Source organism: Bradyrhizobium sp. USDA 4369 (assembly GCF_054056435.1).
Genome location: NZ_JBSRYH010000001.1, coordinates 3923386 through 3938949 on the forward strand (window position 1 = coordinate 3923386; position 15564 = coordinate 3938949).

General features: G+C 63.8%; 11 protein-coding genes. 7 read left to right on the forward strand and 4 right to left on the reverse strand.

What is annotated here, in order from left to right; all coding sequences use genetic code 11:
* Nucleotides 1–30 precede the first annotated feature (30 nt).
* On the forward strand, nucleotides 31–546 hold the full coding sequence (locus ACVIJ6_RS17720) for a hypothetical protein (protein WP_456773721.1): 516 nt from the start codon (nucleotides 31–33) through the stop codon (nucleotides 544–546).
* 243 nt (nucleotides 547–789) lie between these two features.
* On the opposite strand, the gene ACVIJ6_RS17725 is transcribed toward ACVIJ6_RS17720, so the two are convergent.
* Nucleotides 790–1134 (reverse strand): hypothetical protein, encoded by a 345-nt coding sequence (locus ACVIJ6_RS17725; RefSeq protein ID WP_456773722.1) that lies wholly within the window; start codon nucleotides 1132–1134, stop codon nucleotides 790–792.
* A gap of 695 nt (nucleotides 1135–1829) precedes the next feature.
* The gene (locus ACVIJ6_RS17730) at nucleotides 1830–1997 is read right to left on the reverse strand and encodes a hypothetical protein (protein WP_456773723.1); all 168 of its coding nucleotides are present in this window, start codon (nucleotides 1995–1997) and stop codon (nucleotides 1830–1832) included.
* Between the two features lie 1107 nt (nucleotides 1998–3104).
* On the opposite strand from ACVIJ6_RS17730, the gene ACVIJ6_RS17735 reads away from it, so the two are divergent.
* Both ACVIJ6_RS17735 and ACVIJ6_RS17740 read left to right on the forward strand, forming a co-directional pair.
* A complete protein-coding gene (locus tag ACVIJ6_RS17735) occupies nucleotides 3105–6542 on the forward strand; it encodes an AAA family ATPase (protein WP_456773724.1) in 3438 nt (1145 codons plus the stop codon).
* Between the two features lie 16 nt (nucleotides 6543–6558).
* Complete coding sequence (locus tag ACVIJ6_RS17740; protein WP_456773725.1) at nucleotides 6559–7389, forward strand: protein-L-isoaspartate O-methyltransferase family protein; 831 nt, start codon at nucleotides 6559–6561, stop codon at nucleotides 7387–7389.
* 71 nt (nucleotides 7390–7460) lie between these two features.
* Here the strand turns inward: ACVIJ6_RS17740 and ACVIJ6_RS17745 are convergent, their stop codons facing one another.
* Nucleotides 7461–9224, reverse strand: a complete 1764-nt coding sequence (locus tag ACVIJ6_RS17745; protein WP_456773726.1) for a sigma 54-interacting transcriptional regulator — start codon at nucleotides 9222–9224, stop codon at nucleotides 7461–7463.
* Between the two features lie 81 nt (nucleotides 9225–9305).
* Between ACVIJ6_RS17745 and ACVIJ6_RS17750 the strand changes: the two genes are divergently transcribed.
* The 4 genes from ACVIJ6_RS17750 to ACVIJ6_RS17765 all read left to right on the forward strand — a co-directional run bounded on the left by ACVIJ6_RS17750 (nucleotide 9306) and on the right by ACVIJ6_RS17765 (nucleotide 14385).
* Nucleotides 9306–11051, forward strand: a complete 1746-nt coding sequence (locus tag ACVIJ6_RS17750) for a benzaldehyde dehydrogenase (protein ID WP_456773727.1) — start codon at nucleotides 9306–9308, stop codon at nucleotides 11049–11051.
* Between the two features lie 81 nt (nucleotides 11052–11132).
* Nucleotides 11133–12233 (forward strand): NAD(P)-dependent alcohol dehydrogenase, encoded by a 1101-nt coding sequence (locus ACVIJ6_RS17755; protein WP_456773728.1) that lies wholly within the window; start codon nucleotides 11133–11135, stop codon nucleotides 12231–12233.
* Nucleotides 12234–12368: 135 nt separating this feature from the next.
* Nucleotides 12369–13334 carry an alpha/beta fold hydrolase gene (locus ACVIJ6_RS17760; protein WP_456773729.1) on the forward strand — a complete coding sequence of 322 codons (966 nt, stop codon included), beginning with the start codon at nucleotides 12369–12371 and terminating at the stop codon, nucleotides 13332–13334.
* 163 nt (nucleotides 13335–13497) lie between these two features.
* The gene (locus tag ACVIJ6_RS17765; protein ID WP_456773730.1) at nucleotides 13498–14385 is read left to right on the forward strand and encodes a helix-turn-helix transcriptional regulator; all 888 of its coding nucleotides are present in this window, start codon (nucleotides 13498–13500) and stop codon (nucleotides 14383–14385) included.
* A 30-nt stretch (nucleotides 14386–14415) separates the two neighbouring features.
* Here the strand turns inward: ACVIJ6_RS17765 and ACVIJ6_RS17770 are convergent, their stop codons facing one another.
* A complete protein-coding gene (locus tag ACVIJ6_RS17770) occupies nucleotides 14416–15444 on the reverse strand; it encodes a helix-turn-helix transcriptional regulator (protein ID WP_456773731.1) in 1029 nt (342 codons plus the stop codon).
* Nucleotides 15445–15564 lie beyond the last annotated feature (120 nt).

The window sequence follows — 15564 nt, forward strand, 5'->3', positions numbered from 1 at the left end:
CGTCTCCATCGTTTGTTCTGTTTGGGCGGCATGCACAGCGAATTGAACCGGCTGATATCTGCGCTGCAGGAGTTCTACGCGCGCGAGCGCTTCATCCTCGATCGGGATCTCGGCGAACGCACCCTGACGCACCGTCTGGCGGTGCATATCGAGCGCAACTTCCTGGGCTGGGACGTCGACTGTGACTACAATCGCCTCGGCGACCGCGCCATGCTGCTGCCGCGGGGGTCGATCGTCTCGACCGACGACGAACTGGCCAAATCGATCTACCCGGACGTCGTGGTGCACAAGCGGGGCGTCCCCGACAATCTGCTCGCGATCGAGGTACGCAAGGCCGGCAATCATCAGCCGCTGGCGCATGACCGTCACAAGCTGATGGCGCTCACCGATCCGCACCTCTGGTTTGCCTATTGGATCGGCGTGCTGCTGATTCTCGACCGCCGCAGCGTGCTGACTCCCGAGGTCTATGTCGGAGCGCGGATCGATCCGCCGTTGTCCGCCTGGTTCGCCGGACGATTGCAGCAGCTCGGACTGACCGCACCATAGAGCGTGGTCCGGGAAGGCGACAACCGGATCCCGGAGAGATCACGCCCCGACAAAGGGCTCATGTCATGACGCGATTCCGTGGATCGCATCATGATCTGGCCGGATCGGTCGATGGCGCCGCGACAGGTGGCGCAGCGAGCGCGGCCTGAATCAGACCGAACAGGAGCGATGGAAGCGGCGCATCTGCCGCGGGGGACGGCGGGCGCCGGGCGTGCCCAAGGGAGGCACGCCCGCGCTGAAGGGCTACTTCGACATGCCGTCGCCGGACGTCTTCTTGGCCGACTTCTTCTTCGTCTTGCTCATCTTCATGTCGTCGCCGCCGCTCATGGCGTCGCCACCCTTGGCCGCCTGGCCGGTGGTCGTCATCGGCTTCTCGGTCGACTGGGCAAGAGCAGCCGACGAGACGAATGCGATCGCGGCGGTGGCGATGATCAGTTTACGCATGCGGAAAACCTCCGTGGGTTGGAAACGCGCGGGACCATAGGCGAATTCGTCCCGCGGCGTTCTGACGCGGGAATCAGGAAAACGTGAGAGTTCCGCCCTGCAAAAGCCGCCTTGCGCCGCCGCCACGGACAGCAGCAGGCGCATTCTGTGGCGCCTGCGGTGGACGCAGGGGGCTTATGCACATGAATTCGCGTGATGTCGCCGTGCGCTCGACACTGGCAGGGCCGTTCGATGGTCAGGATGCAGCCGCCCGCTGCGATTCGCCCTGCGCACGGGCCCGAAGGCAACCCGCAAGCAGGACGCCGGTCACGCCATCATGGTCTCACCGGCGATCATGGGCCTCGCCAATGCCTGCTTGGCCGATCAGCGAGATGGCCGAGAGGAGTGACAACCCGCTCGCGCGTCAGATGACGATTTGCGACAAGCGGTGGCTCGCGAGATCCAGCCCGACGATTGATACGATCGGGTGATGGCGAGCGGCCCGAAGAGGAGTTTGTGGGAACTCCGGCCGACCATCCGGAAAGCGGACACGCGAACTCCGCCGATGGGCCGCCAAGCGCGTCGGCGATCAGCAGCTCGGCCTCAAGGCGGGGCCAGAAGGCCAGCCATGAACCTGGCGAGTGCGAAGCCGAGGACGGAAGAGACTTGCGGTTGATCGGCCGACACGTGGCGTGACCGTGCGTGAACAACATAGCCAGACCGAACCAAAGTCAGCGAGGACGGGGGTGTTCGGCAGCGACTGCCATCCTCAGCAAACATGATTTGTCGGGATAAGCCTCAGCTCCGAATGTCCCACCCGCGCCGGTCAAGCCGCCCCGCCTCTCGTCTTGTGCAGGGTCTTACCGTTTGGTCTTCTTGGTCTTCTTCGGTGCTTTCGGCTTGTCGCTCGACTGATCGATTTCGTTCAGCTTATCCTGGATCTCCTTGAGTTGCGTGTTGAGGACTTTTCTCAACTCCGCCTTCTGCTTCTCGCTCAAAAGTTTGGGGTCTAGGTATTTGAGGGCCATTGCAATTCCCTTTTGAACCGATTCTAGCCTAATGAACGGCGCGACGTTGCTTGCTGTCGAGGAAAGAATCAAGACGAGATTGACTCATCTTCGTTGGATTGCCTGGGCATCATCGGCCACGGAGCTTCGGGCGCGATATCGCGTCTGGCCTTTGCGAACGGACGCTGCTGCAAACTGTCTTTGCTGGCGGCGGCCAGCGTGTTCTGTCCCGCTGTGATCGTCGATCGCGACAGGCGCCGCCATTGAAAGCGGACATTGTCAGCGCATCGGCGGTCATGAGCAGCATCACGCTATGAAGGTGCAGTGCATCGAAGAACGACCGGTCAACGATGCAGGATAGCGTCGCATTGTCGGAGAGACCGCCCGCCCGAAGCGCCGATGCGGCGAGCCGAGGGATCGCTGCCGCGCTGAGCACCGGCGGCTGCACGTCAATGGAGGATCGCTGTGGCGACCCGCTGCGACGGGCGGCGTCTGGGCTGGGATCGATGGCCATCAGGAACGAATAAAGAACGAAAAGCCGGCTGGTGATGCCGCAGCGACTGCTCGACGTGTAGATGGAGGTTGGCCATATGTGGCGACCGCGGCATGGTTGAGCTGCCTGGGCGGGGCACGACCCGGCGGCAGTGCTCCGTTGCGCGGATTGTTCTGCTCAGTCTTTGAGCGCGCGGAGCAGGGATCTATCAGCTCGATCTGAGCTTCTGACGTGGCGCCACGGCTTGAGTTGCCGGGGCGAGCCGGGGCACGGCGATTTCCGTTGGACCTACTATATCTCAGGTCTGGAGCGATATTCCTGCCCGGCGAGGCGAGCCTCCGCCTGTCGATGAAGGCATGGCGCCGGGCCGGAGCTTGCCATCTCCCTTCATGGCGTCGCCGCGGGGGCCGCCAAAAGCTCTGTCGTCGGCCCGAAATCCAAGACCTCGACGGCGTGATCCGATAGGATGGCGTAACCTGCCTGGTGTTGCCAAATGCATCCAAGATCAAGAGCGACGCGCAGACTGTCCACCAGCGATGAAGTCTAGTCCGAAACAGAAACAGTTCTGAACTTTTGCATAATGTACTTGCGGTGCTATCTTTTGGTGTCCGATCATACGGCCGCACGGATTGGTAATGGCTGAGGAAGAACCAAGCGTTGAAGTCCAGAGCGGTCTGAAAAACTGGCTCGAGAGTATTGGCCTTGGCCAATATGTCGGCCTGTTCGAGCGGCAGTGCATCGACCTGGATGTCGTCGCCGATCTCACCGAATCCGATCTGGCACAACTCGGCCTGCCCATCGGGGACCGCCGGCGGCTCCAGCGCGCGATCGCGGCTCTCAACAATGGCGCCGGCAGCACTCCTGTGGTCAATGGCCGTAGAGCCTCAGGCGTCACGTCCGGCGCTGAACGGCGGCAGCTGACCGTGATGTTCTGCGACCTCGTGGGGTCGACGTCGCTCTCGGAACGGTTCGATCCCGAAGACGTCCGCGACATCATCGCCGCCTACCGCGAGACCTGTGTCGCCGTGTTGGGACGCTATGAGGGGTTCGTCGCCCGCTACATCGGAGACGGCATTCTCGTCTATTTCGGCTACCCGAATGCGCATGAGGACGATGCCGAGCGCGGCGTTCGCGCCGGGCTCGAGATCGTGCGCGCGATTTCAGCGCAGTCCGAGGAGCCGAACCGCGTCTTCACGGGAGCACTTGCCGTCCGGATCGGGATCGCGACCGGCCCGGTCGTCGTCGGCGATCTGATCGGCAAGGGCACCGAGGAGCGCGACTCCGCGGTCGGGGAAACGCCCAACCTCGCCGCCCGATTGCAGGGACTGGCGCCGCCCAACGGCGTCATCATCGCCTCGTCGACCAAGTCTCTCGTGAATGCAAGGTTTCACTATGAAAGCCTCGGTGGGCATCTGCTCAAGGGGATCTCGGAGCGAATCCAGGCTTGGAAAGTGGTCGGCCCGTCGCGCGTAGAGAGCCGGTTCGCTGCGGCGGTCGGAGCCAAGCTGACGCCGCTCGTGAACCGTGAGGAAGAAATCGCGCTGCTGCTCATGCGCTGGCAGGAGGCCAGAAGGGGCGGTGGTCAGGTCGTCATTCTGTCGGGCGAAGCGGGAATCGGAAAATCGCGCATTGTCCAGGAACTGCGGGAGCAGATCGCCGGCGAGCCGCATGGACAGGTCTCGTTTCAGTGCTCTCCCTATTACACCAGCACGGCGCTCTATCCTTTCGCTGAGCACCTGAAGCTTGCGATCGGACTCGATCACGACGATTCGTCGGAGAACGTCCTGACCCGGCTCGAAGCGGCAATCCTCGCTTGCGGTACTGAGACGGTTCGGGTGACCCCGCTGCTTGCGGCCTTATTGTCGATCCCTACGCATGATCGCTACCCGCCCCTCGGGCTCTCTCCCCAACAGCAGAGAGACGCGACGGTCGGTGCGCTGGCGGACTACTTTATCGGGCTGGCCCGTGACAAGCCGCTGTTGGTTGTCCTCGAAGATGCGCATTGGATCGATCCGACGTCTCATGAAGCGCTCGAGCTGCTCGCCGATCGCATTCAGAACGAACCCGTTCTGATCGTCATCACATCCCGGCCCGAGTTTCAGCCGGCTTGGACCGCGCATTCCCACATTACGACATTGACGCTCAACCGGCTCAGTCTGCAGCTGCGGACGATCCTGGTGGAGCGGGTCGCCGGTCCGAAGACGCTGCCGAAGGAGCTCGTCGACGAAATCATCGTCAAGACCGACGGGGTCCCGCTGTTCGTCGAGGAGCTGACGAAGGCGGTGCTGGAGTCGAGTGCCGAGGGCGAGAAGGACGGGCAGCAGCTCGCTTCCGGTGCGTTTCGTCAGCTCGCCATTCCCGCCACGCTGACCGACTCCCTGATGGCCCGGCTCGATCGCATGGGACCGTTCAAGCGCGTCGCGCAAATCGGCGCAACAATCGGCCGGGAGTTCTCATACAGCATCATTCGCGCTGTGGCGGATCTGGCGGAGGAGCAGCTCAACGCCGCGCTGGTTCACCTCGAAGATGCCGGTCTGATCGTGCGCCGGGCCCAGGCGCCGGATTCGGTCTACCTCTTCAAGCATGTGATGATTCAGAACGCGGCCCATTCGAGCCTGTTGCACAGCGAGAAGAAGAAGCTGCACGCGAAGATCGCGGTCGTTCTTGCCGAGATGTACCCGGAGCGCTCCGAGCGCGAACCCGAGCTTCTGGCCTATCACTTCACGGAATCGGGGCAGAGCGAGGTCGCGGTCGGTCTGTGGCTGAAGGCCGGCAAGCAGGCTGCGAAGGCCGGTGCCAATCTTGAAGCGATCGGCCACCTCCGACGCGGTCTCGAAGTGGTGCGGAGCAGTCCGCAGATGCTGGAGCGCGACGAATCCGAGCTCGCTCTGCGCGTGGCGTTGGGAGCGGCCTTGATCGCAGGCAAGGGCTATTCGGTGCAGGAGGTCGAGGACAATTATACAAGGGCGCTGGCGCTTGGTCAGCAGTGCAACGACAAGCCCACCATCTTCGCTTCGATGCGCGGCCTCTGGGTTTATCATTTCATTCGCGCCAATTTGGCGAGAGCTGACAATCTGAGCGGCGATCTGCTGGCCTTCGCGACGCGCATGGACCCGGACGAGACCGCGGAGGAAGCTCTTGAGAAGACGGGTTATCTGATCGAAGCTCAACGAGCGACCGCGCAAACCATGCTCTACCAAGGGCGGTTCGCCGAAGCGCGAGATCACGTCGACCAGGGCATTCGTCTCTACGACGCCAATCTGCATAATCACCTGGCCGAAATCCACGCGATCGATCCCGGCATCGTTCTGTTGGCCTATCGCGGATATGTCGAGTGGTTTCTCGGTCGCCCGGAGACGGCGCGCCGCGCCATCGAGCAGGCGATCTCCTATGCGGAGCAGAAGCGGCATCCATTCTCGCTCGCGTTCGCCTGGGAGTTCGGCGCCTATCTGTGCCAGCACCTCAAGGACGTCCAAGGAACGATGGACTATGCCAAGAGGGCCCTGGTGGTCTCGTCCGAACACGGATTTCTGCATTGGAGGCACCAGGCGACCATCCTGCAGGGGTGGGCGCTCGCTCAATTCGGTCAGATCGATGAGGGATTGAACCTCATACGCTCGGGCCTTGATGCCTATAAGGCAACAGGTTCCTGGCTTGCGACATCATGGTTCGAGAGTATGCTCGCGAGTGCCTATTTCGGCGCCGGCCGTCCAGACGCTGCATTGAGGGCCTTGGATGATGCGCTCTCAATCGCGAAGCGGAATGAAGAGAGATTCTTCCTCGCCGAGGTCTATCGCCTGCAAGGCGAGATTACCCAGACCCTCGATAGCCCGACGGCGTTGCAGGATGCGGAGGATTGTTACGCGCTCGCGCTCGATATCGCCCGCAAGCAGAACGCGGTGGCGTGGGAGCTCCGAACCGCCGTGAGTCAGGCGATGCTTTGGCGCGACATCGGCAAGCATCAGCTGGCGCTCGACTTGCTCGCGCCGATCGTCGGCAAGATCGACGAAGGAGTCAGCACCGCCGACGTCACAAAGGCGTCGACATTGCTGGCTGAGCTGAGGTCGATGTGATCAGGAGATCGGCTCGATGAGCGATGTTGCGGCGGCCCGCCGGCGTTACGCCGATGATATTGCGCGCAACGAGAAGATCACATCGCCGCGCTTGGTGCAGGCCTTGGCCACCGTTCCGCGCGAGCGCTTTCTGGACCAGGGACCGTGGCGTATCCGGAGCGGCACGGTGCGCGACTATTGGAGTACGCAAAGCGCGGATCCGATCCATCTGTATTCGGATGTGCTCGTCGCCATCGATGAGAGCCGCCAGCTCGATACGGGGCTGCCGAGCCTGTGGGCGCATGTGTTCGACGTGCTCGACATCAAGGAAGGCGAGCGCGTCGTACAGATCGGATGTGGGCTGGGCTACTACGCAGCGATATTGTCCGAGCTGGTCGGCACGCGCGGAACGGTCGTTGCGATCGACTGTGAAGAGGCGTTCGTCGCGCGCGCCGAAGCCAATCTGCGCGATTGGCGAAATGTCGAGGTCGTGCATGGCGACGGGTTCGAGGCGATACCCGGGCCGGCCGATGTCGTCGTCGTCCACGCCGGGTTCGGCTATCCACATCAATCGTGGATCGATTCGCTCGGCCGGACCGGTCGTCTCCTGGTGCCATTGACGCGGCCGGACAGGCAGGGGCGGGTGGTCAAGATCGCACGGTCGCCAGGCGGATATCGAGCAGATACGATCTGCGGGATCGAGATCTTTCCGTGCGCAGGGCGCGGCGATCCGGACGGCGACGCACAGTTGGCGGCGTGGTGGGCGCAGGCCTCCGCTCTCTCGCCGCTGTTTTGTCGTGACATTGAAGGCGGCTTGCCGTCGCAGGTTTCGACAACGCCGCTCCGGAGAAAGACCCGCCGCTCGTAGTGAACGACTGGTGGATCACGCCGGGATCGCTCGCCGAGCTCAAGGGGCTTTGATCCGCAGGCGATTGCTGTTCACCGCTGTTTTCTGAGACGATATTCGAGCTTGGCACGACTCATTCCGAGCGCGCGTGCCGCAGCTGAGACGTTGCCGTCGGCCGCGGCGAGCGCTCTCGCATAGAGCGCGTGCTCCGCGTGGCGGAGCGCCTCCACCTCCGATCCTGGCGACGACGGCTGACGCCGCCCCGCGTCGGCTGCGGACTCGGGAACCTGCTCGACGCGTCCCATGTCGGTCAGCCGCAATGCCGATGACAGGCGCTCATTGCCGATGAAAAGATGATGCTGGTCGATCTGCCGCTCGTCATCGGCGAAGATGACACCGCGTTCGACGAGGTTCTGCAATTCACGGATATTGCCCGGAAAGCCGTAGCCGAGCAACGCGTCGGTCGCAGCCCTGGTGAAGCCGAGGACCTTGCGCCCGTGCTTCGCGTTGAACAGCCGCAGGAAATGCGACATCAGAAGCGGAATGTCGTCGCGACGCTCGCGCAGGGGCGGAATCAGGATCGGAAACACGCTGAGCCGGAAATACAGATCCTGGCGGAAGCGTCCGGCCTGAACCTCCTCGGATAAATCCACATTCGCCGCGGCCACGACGCGCACATTGACCGGGATCGTCTTGCCTCCGCCGACCCGCTCGATCTTGCGCTCCTGCAGTGCACGCAGCAGCTTGCCTTGCGCGGAATAGGCAAGCGAGGAGATCTCGTCGAGAAACAGCGTGCCGCCCGAGGCGCGCTCGAAATAGCCGGGCCGGGACGCAATTGCGCCGGTGAAGGCGCCGCGTTCGACTCCGAACAATTCCGATTCCACGAGTGTTTCGGGGATTGCCGCACAGTTGATCGGGATGAAGGGACCGCTTCGCCGGGTGCTCATGTCGTGGAGCTGGTTCGCAAACAGTTCCTTGCCGACGCCGGATTCTCCGATGACGAGCACCGTGGCGTCGGTCGGCGCCACCTTTTCCATCATCAGCCGTGTGCGCAGAAAGCCTGTCGACACGCCCACCGCGACGCCGCCATCCGTTGCCGACGCCGGCCGAGTTGCCCGGGACGGAGCTCGGGGTGGCGCCGGGGATCGACGGCGTGCGCGCCACTCGAGTCCGAGATATTCGCGCTCGGGAGCGTCCTTGCCCCACGCCTCCGCCTCCCGCCCGACTACAAGGCAGCGCGGCGCACCCATCCCGGCACATTCCATCTCGCGAAAGATGACGGTGCGGCCGAGCAGCTTGGACGTGTAGCCCGAGGGATAGCCGGTCTGCATCCAGCACACCGGTTCGGACGCCAGTCCGTAGCCCGCAACATGCTCGGCGGCCTCGGAGGAATCGTCCCAGTGGAATTCGCCGTAATAGGTGCCCTTGGTCCGATCGAATTCGAAATGCTTCGTCGTCACCTTGACGAAACCTTCCAGCGTATGAACGCGAGGACCGGCCGCAAGCGCGCGGGTCAGGTCGTCCTGCGGAAATCGTTGGCTGATCAGTTCGGCGTCGCGGACGCCTTGCATGAAGCCCACCCGCATGAAGATGGCGCGCGCCGTTTCGAAGCCGAACGCATCGATGATCTCGGCGCGAAGGCGTCCGAGCACCAGCGACTGCATCAACACCATGCGTTGATCGTTCAGCCAGATGCGACCATCGCCGAGCGCAAAATGCAGCACCTCGGTCAGGTCCCGCAGCGTCGGACTGGCGCCGTCTTCAAGCGCGCGGCTGGTGCCTCGGTCCGGCCGGCGCCCCTGGTGTTGAGCGGCTTCCGCGAGTGAGATCTTCCGATCCTGACGCCTTCCCGCCATCTAAAGTTTCATCGTTTTCTTAATCATCCCAACTCTGGATTCATGTTTTCATGAATCCCCGGCTGAGGCAACCAGGCCCTGGTGTCCGCGAAAGCGTGCCGGGAAGCCTTTGAAGATAAGAAAAGAATTTCGGTTTTGGCGACGTGCGCCACAGAGTCCCGGCGGCCTGGCACGGTCCTTGCCAAATACGTTTTGCGATCTGCGACGACAGCGGACGCGGGAGGAAGTCAGAGGCTCGGGCCAGGCGATGGCACCGGCGCGGCGTCGAACCGACGTTGTGCCTGGTTGAACAGCTCCGCCCTCTCCGTTCTCGCGTACCCCATGGTCGTTCGCGAGCTAACGGAGGATGGGACGTTGAGCATTCAGACTGACACCTTTCTTGATGCGGGCCGCTGGGAAGGCCGGGCGTTCTTTGCCGACTGGGCCGGGACATCCGCGGGCGTCATCGACGTCCGCGATCCGGCAACGGACGCCGTGATCGCCATGGTCGGCGTCGGCGGCGCGGACGACATTGCCCGCGCGGCGCAGCAGGCGCGCGCTGCCCAGCTGGCCTGGGCCAGGACGCTGCCCGCCGAGCGAGCCCGCATTCTCAACAAGGCCGCGGACCTGCTTGAGGCCAACAGCGCTGAGCTCATTCCTTGGATCATGCGCGAATCCGGCTCGATCCAGCCCAAGGCCGGGATCGAGATCGAGCACGGCGCGCTGTTCATTCGTCATGCGGCGACGCTGGCGACGCAGCCCATGGGGGTGATGTTGCCGGCCATGGACGGCCGTATCAATCATGCGCGGCGCGTGCCGCATGGCGTGGTCGGCGTCATCTCTCCCTTCAACTTCCCTCTGGTGCTGTCGGTGCGCGCCATCGCGGCCGCGCTCGCATGCGGCAACGCGGTGGTGCACAAGCCGGATCCGCGCACGCCCATCGCCGGCGGCATCATCATCGCCCGCATTTTCGAAGATGCGGGACTTCCGAAAGGCGTGCTGCAGGTCGTGCCTGGCGGGGCCGAGGCCGGCGAGGCGATGTGCAGGGATCCGAACATCGCCATGATCTCCTTCACGGGCTCGGCCGTCGCCGGCGCCAAAGTCGGTGAAGTGGCAGGACGTCATCTCAAGAAGTTGCAGCTCGAACTGGGCGGCAAGAATGCGCTCGTCGTGCTCGATGACGCCGACCTGGATATCGCCGCGTCGAACGCCGCCTGGGGAGCCTTCCTACACCAGGGACAGATCTGCATGGCGACGGGCCTCATCCTCGCCCATCACAGCGTTGCGGATGCGTTGACGGAGCGGCTGGTCTCCAAGGCGGCGCACCTGCCCGTCGGTGACCCGTCCACGGGACAGGTCGCGCTCGGTCCCATCATCAGCGACAATCAGGTCGCGTCGATCCAGAAGATCGTCGACGACGCCGTCGCCAAGGGAGCTAAGCTGCTGGCCGGCGGCACCCATCAGGGACGATTCTACGCGGCGACCGTGCTGGCAGGCGTGAAGCCGGGCATGCTGGCCTTCGAAGAGGAGATCTTCGGTCCGGTCGCGTGCGTCGTCCCGTTCTCCTCCGACCCGGAGGCCGTCGCGCTCGCCAACGCATCCGACTACGGGCTGGCAGCGGGCGTGATCTCGTCGGATCTCGGACGCGCCATGGCGATCGGCGAGCAGCTCAATGTGGGCCAGCTCCATATCAATGATCAGACGGTGAATGGCGGTCCGTTTGCGCCCTTCGGCGGCCGCGGCAAGTCCGGCAATGGCAGTCGGATCGGCGGGCCCGCCGACATCGAGGAATTCACGCAATGGCAGTGGATTTCCACCAAGGCGCAGGCCTCGGCCTATCCGTTCTGACCCTGAACAATCCGCAACCGGTCCGGGAGCATTCAGGACCGGCTGGCGAGATGCATCCCGTTTCCTGTCCTGGAGTCCATCATGCAGATCAAAGCCGCCGTCGCCCGCGTTCAGGGCGGTCCCCTGAGCATCGAAGCGCTCGACATCGAAGATCCCCGCGACAACGAAATTCTCATCAAGGTCGTGGCCACCGGGGTGTGCCACACCGACCTGGTCGTCCGCGACGGCATGCTGCCGACGCCGCTGCCCGTGGTGCTCGGCCATGAAGGCGCCGGCATCGTGACCAAGGTCGGCCGCGCGATCTCCAAGGTCGATGTCGGTGATCACGTCGTCATGACCTTCAACTCCTGCGGCCGCTGCCCGAGCTGTCAGGACCATCATGTGAGCTATTGCCACGAGTTCTTTCCGCGCAATTTCTTTGCTGCCCGTGCCGATGGCACGAGTGCCCTTTCCAAGCAGGGCGAGCGCGTGAACGGCAACTTCTTCGGCCAGTCGTCGTTCGCCTGCCACGCCATCTGCCACGAGGCCAATGTAGTGAAGGTCGATGCGAAGTTCGATCTCGAATTGCTGGGGCCGCTGGCATGCGGCATCCAGACCGGCGCCGGGGCCGTGATGAACGCGCTGAAGGTCACGGCCGGAAGATCCTTTGCCGTGTTCGGGGCGGGCTCGGTCGGTCTGTCGGCACTGATGGCGGCGCGGGTGGTGGGCGCGGCGACGATCGTCGCTGTCGACACCAATGACGATCGCCTGGCCATGGCCCGCGAGCTCGGCGCCACCCACACCATCAATCCGACCGGGGTCGACGCGACCGAAGAGATCATGAAGATCACCGGCTACGGCGTCAACTTCGCGCTGGATACGACCGGCATCGCCGCAGTCATCCGGGGAGCTGTGATGAGCCTGGCGCCGATGGGCACGTGCGGCATTCTCGGCGCTTCGGCGATGGGAACTGAAATCACGCTCGATGAGGTGCACTTCATGAGCGGCGGCCGCCGCCTGATGGGCATCGTGGAAGGTGAGAGCGTGCCGGAGGTCTTCATCCCGATGCTGGCGGAGCTGAACGCGCAAGGACGCTTCCCGTTCGACCGGCTGGTGAAGTTCTACAGCCTCGACCAGATCAACGAGGCCATCCACGACTCCGAGACGGGCAAGACCATCAAGCCGATCGTGCGCATGAGCTGATCGGATCGTCATCTTCGGCGCGGTGCCATCGGGCCCGGCTGCAGTCCATCGCGTGAATGACGAGCTGACGAGATCGTCATTCACGCTGCTGCCGGGCCGGCGATTACAACACCATGATCCATTCAGGAGGATAGATTGCTCATCGTTGTCTTCGTTGCCGCCGTCGCGGGGATTTTGCTTGTCATCGCGTTTCTTAATTTCATTGTCCCCGAATTCACCGCCAGACAGCTCCTCGCATTGCGTCTGAGGATCATGGGATTTGCCGACAAGCGGCTGAGCATACGCGGGGTCAACATCGCATATTGGGAGGCCGGCAGCGGGGAACCGCTCGTTCTGCTTCACGGGATGGGCGTCGATCGCGGCACGATGCTCGACGTCGCCGGCAAGCTGACGGGGCATTTCCGCGTCATCCTTCCGGATCTCCCAGGGTTTGGCGACAGCGACAAGCCGGAGCGGGCCGACTACGGCATCTCGGCTCAGGTCGACAATCTCCGCGAGATCATCAAAGCCCTTGGCCTGCAGCGAGTGCATCTGGGCGGCCACTCCATGGGAGGCTGGATCAGTGCCGGGTTGGCCGCATCCAGCCCGGAAATGGTCGAGAGCCTGTGGCTGATCTCCGCCGCGGGGACGTCTGAGCTCGATCATTCGCTGCCGATGGAGGCGTTCAAGCGCGGTGAGTACGTCCTGTGTTGTCGCACACCGTCGGAGCTTCGCGGCGTCATGCACCTCGCGATGTTCAAGCTGCCGAAGCTTCCGTATTGTGTCTGGCAAGCCCTGGGGCGCCGCGCCGCGGCGAACTATGCGCTCCATACCCGCATTTTTGCCCGGATCATGCAGGACATTTCCGGCTACAATCTCGAACGGCGGCTTCCCAACATCACGGCCCCGACCCTCATCGTCTTCGGGGATTCCGATCGGCTTGTTCCGCCGGCAGCGTTGCGGACGTTCAAGCGCCTGATCCCCAACTCGCGTTCGATCCTGCTGAAGAATGTTGGGCATGTCCCGCAGATGGAGGCGGCCGGCCGCTGCGCGAGCGACTATCTGGTCTTTCGGCAATCGCAGGAGGACGGCCGGACACTGACGAGGCCGAAGGCCTCGTGATCCGCCCGACAGTGATGGTTCCGCCGCACCTCGGTGGGGTGGCGGAGGATCACGTCTGAACCGCGCTTGTTGAGGACGGGCGCCGCGCGCTGCTGCAAGGTTCACATCGGCGAGATAAAGGCTTAGTGTCGCAGCGATTGCTGACGTCTCGAGCCGAGGAACGGTGGATAGCCCCGACGACAAGTCCCCCGATACGTCCGGACGTGCGGCTGCATTCTTGTCGTTGGTCGGAGAGCGGGTGCGGAGGGCGCGCGAGCGCCGCGGCATCTCCCGGAACAAGCTGGCCGAATTGTCGCGTGTGTCGCTGCGCTACCTGGCTCAGCTCGAGAGCGGAAGCGGCAACATCTCGATTGCGCTGTTGTGGCGGATTTCCGAAGCGCTCGATCACCGCATGGAATGGCTCGTGGGATCCGACGATCCCTGGACCTCCGAGGTGGTCCGCTGCGCCGAGCTGTTTCGGGAAGCCAATCGCGAGCAGCGCCGGCAGGTGATGCGGATCCTCGATCCGAGCCAGCCGGCGCAGCTCCGGCAGAAGCGGCTATGCCTGATCGGTCTGCGCGGCGCCGGCAAGACGACATTGGGGAAGCGTCTCGGCCAGGCGCTGGCGCTGCCCTTCGTCGAGTTGAACAGGGAGATCGAGGAGGTCAGCGGCATCCCCGTCAACGAGGTCTTGGCGCTGTATGGCCAGGAGGGATATCGCCATCTGGAGCGGCGCGCGCTCGAGCGTGTCGTGGCGACCTCCGACGAGGTCGTACTGGCGGTGGCCGGCGGCATCGTGGCGGAGCCCGAGACCTTCGCGTTCCTGCTGCGGCACTTCCATACGATCTGGCTCAAGGCCCGCGCCGACGAGCACATGGAGCGGGTCCGCGCCCAGGGCGACCTGCGTCCGATGAGCGGCAATCCGCAGGCGATGGACGAGCTGAAGTCGATCCTCGCGAGCCGCGAAGAGCTCTACGCGCAGGCGGAGCTCATGGTGGATACCAGCGGCCGGACTCCGGACGAAAGCACGCGCGATCTGGTCGACAGCGTCGCGAAGCTCGGCATCGTCTAATCATGCTGCGTTTCCACGGAAACGCCTGACTTAGCGCTCCGCGGCCGCCTCGCACACCGGCCCGTTCGCGCCCGCTGCCGCGATGCGATTGCGGGCCACATAGGGGCAGCCGGCAGCACAATAATTGCGGACCATCCGAAGCAACGCCTGCACCGAGTCCTCGATGCGGGCGCCCGATGTGTCGAGCGAGGCGCGGGCCCGCGCGTACAGGGCCTCGCGGCTTTTCAGGATGGTGACGAGCTCGCTCATCGCGCTGCTATCGTCGGCCATCGGCCGGACATCGCCCTGGGCGCGGACCCGCTCCATGTGCTCGGTCGGGCTGGCCTTGACCCAGATACAGAAATACTCGGCGAGCAGGCGCTCGAAGGTGACGGGATCCGACACGATGCCGCCGCCGACGGCGAGCACCATGGGCCCGGGTTCGGCGACGATGCGCGCCAGTGCGGCCTGCTCGAACCGCCGATAGGCGTCCTGGCCGTAGAGCGAGAACACCTCGCTGACGGAGAAGCCGGCGTCCCGCTCGATTTCGCGGTTGAGCTCGACAAAGCGCCAGCCGAGCTGCTCGGCCAGCAATCGTCCGAGCGTCGATTTGCCGGCGCCGCGCAGGCCGATCAGCGCGACGCGATCGACCTGGATGGTGGCAGCTTGGGCTGGCCTATCGGGCGGGCGGCCCGTCAGCAGCGCCTTGACGTCGTCGATCACGACCGGCGGCGCCTGCATCAGCAGTTCGCGGATCAGCACCCAATCCTTCGGCCTGCCGGCGGGATCGGCGACGAGATCCTCGAGCTGGACGCCGGCGACCTCGGCGAGCCGGCGCAGCAGCATGATCGAGACATTGCCCTGGCCACTTTCGAGCTGGGCGATGTAGCGCTCTGACACGCCGGAGGTCTGGGCCAGCACCTTGCGGGACATCCCTCGCACCGCGCGCATTGTGCGCACGCGCGCGCCGAGTTCGCTGAGGAACCGATCGGGGATCGCCTCGCCTGCAGCGGGGAAGCTGTCCTGGCGCTGGTCCAGCGGCGGCGCCGAGCGGCGCTGAAGGGGTCTGATCCTACTCATGAAAATGCATAATAATACATAGTCGCAAGCTCGTCGATCGAAAACTTTGCGTTATTTTGCATATTCGCGCAGATTAGAACTAGACAATGCAAAATAATGCACTATAAGAGCGCTCAGACA

Excerpts from the sequence above, each read along its gene's own strand:
- ACVIJ6_RS17720 (WP_456773721.1), top strand. The coding sequence starts at position 31 with ATGCACAGCGAATTGAACCGGCTGATATCTGCGCTGCAGGAGTTCTAC.
- ACVIJ6_RS17725 (WP_456773722.1), bottom strand. The coding sequence starts at position 1,134 with ATGCGCCTGCTGCTGTCCGTGGCGGCGGCGCAAGGCGGCTTTTGCAGG.
- ACVIJ6_RS17730 (WP_456773723.1), bottom strand. The coding sequence starts at position 1,997 with ATGGCCCTCAAATACCTAGACCCCAAACTTTTGAGCGAGAAGCAGAAG.
- ACVIJ6_RS17735 (WP_456773724.1), top strand. The coding sequence starts at position 3,105 with ATGGCTGAGGAAGAACCAAGCGTTGAAGTCCAGAGCGGTCTGAAAAAC.
- ACVIJ6_RS17740 (WP_456773725.1), top strand. The coding sequence starts at position 6,559 with ATGAGCGATGTTGCGGCGGCCCGCCGGCGTTACGCCGATGATATTGCG.
- ACVIJ6_RS17745 (WP_456773726.1), bottom strand. The coding sequence starts at position 9,224 with ATGGCGGGAAGGCGTCAGGATCGGAAGATCTCACTCGCGGAAGCCGCT.
- ACVIJ6_RS17755 (WP_456773728.1), top strand. The coding sequence starts at position 11,133 with ATGCAGATCAAAGCCGCCGTCGCCCGCGTTCAGGGCGGTCCCCTGAGC.
- ACVIJ6_RS17770 (WP_456773731.1), bottom strand. The coding sequence starts at position 15,444 with ATGAGTAGGATCAGACCCCTTCAGCGCCGCTCGGCGCCGCCGCTGGAC.